A 6,804-nucleotide genomic window follows, 5' to 3' on the forward strand; every position below is an offset into this window, starting at 1 on the left:
TATTTGTTTACAAAATTAGTTGCTTAACTACGCAACGAACTGTACAATAGGCATTCGCTTCATTATAACCAGTAATAAAATTCTTTAGAAAAACACATCAAAACTTATTTAAAAATGAATAATATAAGATTGTATGAATTTTCTTGTAATAATAAAAAATAATTATCTTCGCTATTTTATTCAATTAATTACTAACTTAAAGACAGGATGTTTAATAGTACTAATAGTTATTCAAAGTACTTAGTTGCATTTGTGACCTGACTTTTAACAGCCTTTAGTATGACCACCTTTACTACAATTAAAACCATTACACCATTTAATTTTTGATAAATATGCCTTACAAGCATCATCAGTCTGCAATTCTTTTATAAATCTTAGTATATCTTGACCTTCAAATTGTATTCTATCTCTTATATTAAAGAGTATAATAACCGGAAATTAAATGACTAACTCAAAAAAAAATAAGATGCTTCGAAATGATTTTTAGTTTTATTCTTAACTTTTTATACGGGTAAAGTTAGGAATTTAAAACGCTTCTGTTGCATTTCCGTTTTAAGTAAATAGGATATATAACGGGGCCAGTTCTCTAACTTATACTTATTCCACATGAAATATCCGTGAGCGTTTTTTTCAACGGAGAAAATTATTCTACTACTACAAACTCTCCTTGAACGACATTATTGCAGGGTGATAGTTCTTCTTTTTCACATCCTGAAAACAAAAAAAGAGTTACTACTACTCCAATTATTCTGAGACTTTTATTAATTATTATTTTCATAGTTATTTTGATTTTAAAGTTATATTGATAAGCTTTAGTTCTTCTCCTATCGAAACGATATAAGAGTCAATTTCAAGATCGGTGAAAAGAGCCTCTCCATTTGTGATTTTTTTGGCTATAATTGTTTTACCATTACTATTAATTGCTACTGTTGCCCCTTCTTGACTAGAGACTACTTTTATAGCTCCACCTGCATAGCAAACAGCATCTTTTTTATAGAAAACAGTTGGAATACTGATTTGGTTTAAAGTAACCACATAATTGGTCAGAATTGATTCATCTTCAGACAGAACTTCGTATGTTATTGCAGAAGAAAAATTATCTGCAATCTCATTCGATTTTTGTTCAATGTTGTTTTTAAACAATCTCCCCCCCTTACTTAACGTGAATACAGGTTTTAGGTCAGTTAGACTGTAATTATTATATAAGGTAATGTCAACCTTATTACTAGTAATTACTGAGGAGACAGTTTTAATGTCCGCAAAATCAAACATCAGAATTTTGGCCGTGTTATTAAGGGCAGGTTCTGCAATGCTGTAGGATTGAAATAAGTTTCCTTTGTGCTCGTTTAATGCAAAGACAATTTGTTTGGTTACTGTGGTAATTTTATCAGTTGCGCTATCATATAGTTTAAATGATATAGCTTCTCCCTGCGTATTTGAAAATACTGTGAGGTAGGCATAGTAATTTTTTTCACTAGCAACATAAGTGATGCCGCTTATTCCTCGGCAAGAAGAGCCAACAAAAGCTGCGACCTTATCATTTGGATTAATTAATTGTTTTCCGTTTGCATTCAATTTTGCTAGAAAGGTCATCGTATACTGATAGGTATTCTCATTTACAGACCAACTAGGAGTTTGCGCAATTAAGTTATTAGAGAAAAGTAATACCAGTATAAAGCAAAATGCTATTTTTTTCATAAAAAAAAGATTTTATTCCGGAAAAGGATACTTGAAAAATCGCTTTTCCGGAATTATTATTTTAGTTTTTTATTATTTTTTCTATCATTATTTTGCCACCAATATGTAATTTAAGGAGATAAACACCAGAAGGTATCGTAGGACTTATTTTAAATACTGCAGCATCAGAATTGATTTTAAAAGTATCCTCGAATATAATTTGACTAAGCATATTGTAAATTAGTACTTTTGCATCTCCTCTTTCTTTGGTTTCAATTGCAATTTCTAGATCATGATAAAAAGGATTAGGGGATACGCTTATTTTTTCTCCGAATAAATCAATTAGAATAGGATTAGAAATGCTACCTAGGATGGCATCTGTAGAAAAACTGATCGTTTTGCTCGTCGGTTGTGCGCTCTTCCCTTTTCCAACGAAGGCTGTCAGTGTTTCTGGTTGATTACCGTAAATAGTTATAAAAGCCAAATTCGCACCTTCAATATTTTGAGTGGTAGTAATTCCTCTTAATTGGCCAATCTCATTGTAAAAAAAGAGCGTATCAAAACCTTCGGGTATTTTTGCAATTGCACTCATAGTACTAGGAAATTGCGCGAATTGGCTTGACAACACCTCATTTTCTATACGGCTTGCTAGTCCAGTCTTTTGAGTACTCGTTTTTGCACTTGAGCTGTTCAAATATTCTGGATAATTAAATCGTTGAGCTATATTTGTTTTTAGCATATAGCCTTCGCCCGATTTTAAATAGGACAAAGATCCTTTCCACCCAATAGCAGGACTGTATATGGCAAATAAGGATTGGGACTTTATAAAATCACCATCACTAGCATCAAGATTAGCTAAAGCATCCGAAACAGTTACATTTCTTGAAACTACAAAGGGAAGCCAATTCCAATTTTGGTTTAAGTCAAAAAACCATGTATTTAAATCCACAGGAACACCTTTGATGTTTAATTTTTGTGCCACTGACAGTTTTATTTTATACATTTTATTTTTCGAAATACCGCCGCTACTAGATACGGTGCCAGACCATCCATTTCTAGCTGGATTGACAGTATCAAGCTGATAGACATCAAGTAATGCCGGAGCATTTGACTGTATTAAATCCGAAGTATTTAGAGTGAGGGAGTTTGTAAGCGCATTTAAATTCCCGAATCGTGCATCAGTTACGTTAAAAGACGTCCATGTCCAGCCTTGGTTAAAGAAAAGTTGCTGGCCCGTTATTTCGGTATTGTTAAAAATAGCGGGACTGGTATAAGTTCCAATAACTTCATCTGCCAGATAAGGGATCGTTAATTCGCTGTTTAAAGATGCTTCTTTTAATTTTCCCTCGGAAGCATCCCAAATATAAAATGAAATATTTTCTTCGCTAACTTTATTACTATAAACCGTCAGATATACAAAGTATTCCTTAAAACTTGGGTCATATATAACACTTGCTTTTCCGCGAACTTCACCGTTAACCGCAGCCACCACCTTGTCGTATAGATCATCCGTAAAAAAATCACCTAATTTTACTTTTCCGATGATACTCATTGATTGGCTATACCTACTTGGATCAAGTTCCAATATATGTTCTTTCTCCAATACTCTTAGTTCTAGTTGTATTTTCTCATTATAATCATAATCAGTTCTAGAGATAAAATATACTATAATCAATCGAGCCGAACACCGCAACCTTACCCGTTGATTTCCAAACTGGCAACTTCATCCACAAATTCAGGTACCATTGCGCCTAACTCTAACATGACATTAACGGTAACAGTTGACCGTGATCTGGCAATTGGTGATTATAGTACTATTTTATCTCTAGACACTGATTATGATTATAATGAGAAATACAACTAGAACTAAGAGTATTGGAGAAAGAACATATATTGGAACTTGATCCAAGTAGGTATAGCCAATCAATGAGTATCATCGGAAAAGTAAAATTAGGTGATTTTTTTACGGATGATCTATACGACAAGGTGGTGGCTGCGGTTAACGGTGAAGTTCGCGGAAAAGCAAGTGTTATATATGACCCAAGTTTTAAGGAATACTTTGTATATCTGACGTTTATAGTAATAAAGTTAGCGAAGAAAATATTTCATTTTATATTGGGATGCTTCCGAGGGAAATTAAAAGAAGCATCTTTAAACAGCGAATTAACGATCCCTTATCTGGCAGATGAAGTTATTGGAACTTATACCAGTCCCGCTATTTTAACAATACCGAAATAACGGGCCAGCAACTTTTCTTTAACCAAGGCTGGACATGGACGTCTTTTAACGTAACTGATGCACGATTCGGGAATTTAAATGCGCTTACAAACTCCCTCACTCTAAATACTTCGGATTTAATACAGTCAAATGCTCCGGCATTACTTGATGTCTATCAGCTTGATACTGTCAATCCAGCTAGAAATGGATGGTCTGGCACCGTATCTAGTAGCGGCGGTATTTCGAAAAATAAAATGTAAAATAAAACTGTCAGTGGCACAAAAATTAAACATCAAAGGTGTTCCTGTGGATTTAAATACATGGTTTTTGACTTAAACCAAAATTGGAATTGGCTTCCCTTTGTAGTTTCAAGAAATGTAACTGTTTCGGATGCTTTAGCTAATCTTGATGCTAGTGATGGTGATTTTATAAAGTCCCAATCCTTATTTGCCATATACAGTCCTGCTATTGGGTGGAAAGGATCTTTGTCCTATTTAAAATCGGGCGAAGGCTATATGCTAAAACAAATATAGCTCAACGATTTAATTATCCAGAATATTTGAACAGCTCAAGTGCAAAAACGAGTACTCAAAAGACTGGACTAGCAAGCCGTATAGAAAATGAGGTGTTGTCAAGCCAATTCGCGCAATTTCCTAGTACTATGAGTGCAATTGCAAAATACCCGAAGGTTTTGATACGCTCTTTTTTACAATGAGATTGGCCAATTAAGAGGAATTACTACCACTCAAAATATTGAAGGTGCGAATTTGGCTTTTATAACTATTTACGGTAATCAACCAGAAACACTGACAGCCTTCGTTGGAAAAGGGAAGAGCGCACAACCGACGAGCAAAACGATCAGTTTTTCTACAGATGCCATCCTAGGTAGCATTTCTAATCCTATTCTAATTGATTTATTCGGAGAAAAAATAAGCGTATCCCCTAATCCTTTTTATCATGATCTAGAAATTGCAATTGAAACCAAAGAAAGAGGAGATGCAAAAGTACTAATTTACAATATGCTTAGTCAAATTATATTCGAGGATACTTTTAAAATCAATTCTGATGCTGCAGTATTTAAAATAAGTCCTACGATACCTTCTGTGTTTATCTCCTTAAATTACATATTGGTGGCAAAATAATGATAGAAAAAATAAAAAACTAAAATAATAATTCCGGAAAAGCGATTTTCAAGTATCCTTTTCCGAATAAAATCTTTTTTTATGAAAAAATAGCATTTTGCTTTATACTGGTATTACTTTTCTCTAATAACTTAATTGCGCAAACTCCTAGTTGGTCTGTAAATGAGAATACCTATCAGTATACGATGACCTTTCTAGCAAAATTGAATGCAAACGGAAAACAATTAATTAATCCAAATGATAAGGTCGCAGCTTTTGTTGGCTCTTCTTGCCGAGGAATAAGCGGCATCACTTATGTTGCTAGTGAAAAAAATTACTATGCCTACCTCACAGTATTTTCAAATACGCAGGAGAAGCTATATCATTTAAACTATATGATAGCGCAACTGATAAAATTACCACAGTAACCAAACAAATGTCTTGCATTAAACGAGCACAAAGGAAACTTATTTCAATCCTACAGCATTGCAGAACCTGCCCTTAATAACACGGCCAAAATTCTGATGTTTGATTTTGCGGACATTAAAACTGCTCCTCAGTAATACTAGTAATAAGGTTGACATTACCTTATATAATAATTACAGTCTAACTGACCTAAAACCTGTATTCACGTTAAGTAAGGGGGGAGATTGTTTAAAAACAACATTGAACAAAAATCGAATGAGATTGCAGATAATTTTTCTTCTGCAATAACATACGAAGTTCTGTCTGAAGATGAATCAATTCTGACCAATTATGTGGTTACTTTAAACCAAATCAGTATTCCAACTGTTTTCTATAAAAAAGATGCTGTTTGCTATGCAGGTGGAGCTATAAAAGTAGTCTCTAGTCAAGAAGGGGCAACAGTAGCAATTAATAGTAATGGTAAAACAATTATAGCCAAAAAAATCACAAATGGAGAGGCTCTTTTCACCGATCTTGAAATTGACTCTTATATCGTTTCGATAGGAGAAGAACTAAAGCTTATCAATATAACTTAAAATCAAAAAACTATGAAATAATAATTAATAAAAGTCTCAGAATAATTGGAGTAGTAGTAACTCTTTTTTTGTTTTCAGGATGAAAAAGAAGAACTATCACCCTGCAATAATGTCGTTCAAGGAGAGTTTGTAGTAGTAGAATAATTTTCTCCGTTGAAAAAAACGCTCACGGATATTTCATGTGGAATAAGTATAAGTTAGAGAACTGGCCCCGTTATATATCCTATTTACTTAAAACGGAAATGCAACAGAAGCGTTTTAAATTCCTAACTTTACCCGTATAAAAAGTTAAGAATAAAACTAAAAATCATTTCGAAGCATCTTATTTTTTTTTGAGTTAGTCATTTAATTTCCGGTTATTATACTCTTTAATATAAGAGATAGAATACAATTTGAAGGTCAAGATATACTAAGATTTATAAAAGAATTGCAGACTGATGATGCTTGTAAGGCATATTTATCAAAAATTAAATGGTGTAATGGTTTTAATTGTAGTAAAGGTGGTCATACTAAAGGCTGTTAAAAGTCAGGTCACAAATGCAACTAAGTACTTTGAATAACTATTAGTACTATTAAACATCCTGTCTTTAAGTTAGTAATTAATTGAATAAAATAGCGAAGATAATTATTTTTTATTATTACAAGAAAAATTCATACAATCTTATATTATTCATTTTTAAAATAAGTTTTGATGTGTTTTCTAAAGAATTTTATTACTGGTTATAATGAAGCGAATGCCTATTGTACAGTTCGTTGCGTAGTTAAGCAACTAATTTTGTAAACAAATA

General features: G+C 32.9%; 8 protein-coding genes and 2 pseudogenes. 7 read left to right on the forward strand and 3 right to left on the reverse strand.

The window, feature by feature from the left end:
• Positions 1 to 267: 267 nt before the first annotated feature.
• From BST83_RS00065 to BST83_RS00075, 3 genes and pseudogenes are all read right to left on the reverse strand, one after another.
• Positions 268 to 402, reverse strand: a pseudogene (locus BST83_RS00065) (IS1595 family transposase); the annotation flags it as partial.
• Between the two features lie 378 nt (positions 403 to 780).
• Positions 781 to 1,698, reverse strand: coding sequence for an SGBP N-terminal domain-containing protein (locus BST83_RS00070; protein WP_104808041.1), 918 nt, complete (start codon positions 1,696 to 1,698; stop codon positions 781 to 783).
• 61 nt (positions 1,699 to 1,759) lie between these two features.
• The gene (locus tag BST83_RS00075; RefSeq protein WP_146092073.1) at positions 1,760 to 3,280 is read right to left on the reverse strand and encodes a T9SS type A sorting domain-containing protein; all 1,521 of its coding nucleotides are present in this window, start codon (positions 3,278 to 3,280) and stop codon (positions 1,760 to 1,762) included.
• A gap of 99 nt (positions 3,281 to 3,379) precedes the next feature.
• On the opposite strand from BST83_RS00075, the gene BST83_RS19710 reads away from it, so the two are divergent.
• From BST83_RS19710 to BST83_RS00105, 7 genes and pseudogenes are all read left to right on the forward strand, one after another.
• Positions 3,380 to 3,541, forward strand: coding sequence for a hypothetical protein (locus BST83_RS19710; RefSeq protein ID WP_170062694.1), 162 nt, complete (start codon positions 3,380 to 3,382; stop codon positions 3,539 to 3,541).
• Between the two features lie 11 nt (positions 3,542 to 3,552).
• Positions 3,553 to 3,915, forward strand: coding sequence for a hypothetical protein (locus BST83_RS00080; RefSeq protein ID WP_104808043.1), 363 nt, complete (start codon positions 3,553 to 3,555; stop codon positions 3,913 to 3,915).
• A gap of 299 nt (positions 3,916 to 4,214) precedes the next feature.
• The gene (locus tag BST83_RS00085) at positions 4,215 to 4,427 is read left to right on the forward strand and encodes a hypothetical protein (protein ID WP_104808044.1); all 213 of its coding nucleotides are present in this window, start codon (positions 4,215 to 4,217) and stop codon (positions 4,425 to 4,427) included.
• 234 nt (positions 4,428 to 4,661) lie between these two features.
• Complete coding sequence (locus BST83_RS00090; protein ID WP_104808045.1) at positions 4,662 to 5,036, forward strand: hypothetical protein; 375 nt, start codon at positions 4,662 to 4,664, stop codon at positions 5,034 to 5,036.
• Positions 5,037 to 5,221: 185 nt separating this feature from the next.
• Positions 5,222 to 5,443 carry a hypothetical protein gene (locus BST83_RS00095; protein WP_104808046.1) on the forward strand — a complete coding sequence of 74 codons (222 nt, stop codon included), beginning with the start codon at positions 5,222 to 5,224 and terminating at the stop codon, positions 5,441 to 5,443.
• A gap of 222 nt (positions 5,444 to 5,665) precedes the next feature.
• Positions 5,666 to 6,016 (forward strand): hypothetical protein, encoded by a 351-nt coding sequence (locus BST83_RS00100; protein ID WP_104808047.1) that lies wholly within the window; start codon positions 5,666 to 5,668, stop codon positions 6,014 to 6,016.
• Between the two features lie 385 nt (positions 6,017 to 6,401).
• Positions 6,402 to 6,536, forward strand: a pseudogene (locus BST83_RS00105) (IS1595 family transposase); the annotation flags it as partial.
• Positions 6,537 to 6,804 lie beyond the last annotated feature (268 nt).

Origin of the sequence: Polaribacter filamentus, from assembly GCF_002943715.1 — a bacterium.
In the GTDB taxonomy this organism is placed as follows: domain Bacteria; phylum Bacteroidota; class Bacteroidia; order Flavobacteriales; family Flavobacteriaceae; genus Polaribacter; species Polaribacter filamentus.

Excerpts from the sequence above, each read along its gene's own strand:
- BST83_RS00070 (WP_104808041.1), bottom strand. The coding sequence starts at position 1,698 with ATGAAAAAAATAGCATTTTGCTTTATACTGGTATTACTTTTCTCTAAT.
- BST83_RS00095 (WP_104808046.1), top strand. The coding sequence starts at position 5,222 with ATGACCTTTCTAGCAAAATTGAATGCAAACGGAAAACAATTAATTAAT.
- BST83_RS00085 (WP_104808044.1), top strand. The coding sequence starts at position 4,215 with ATGGTTTTTGACTTAAACCAAAATTGGAATTGGCTTCCCTTTGTAGTT.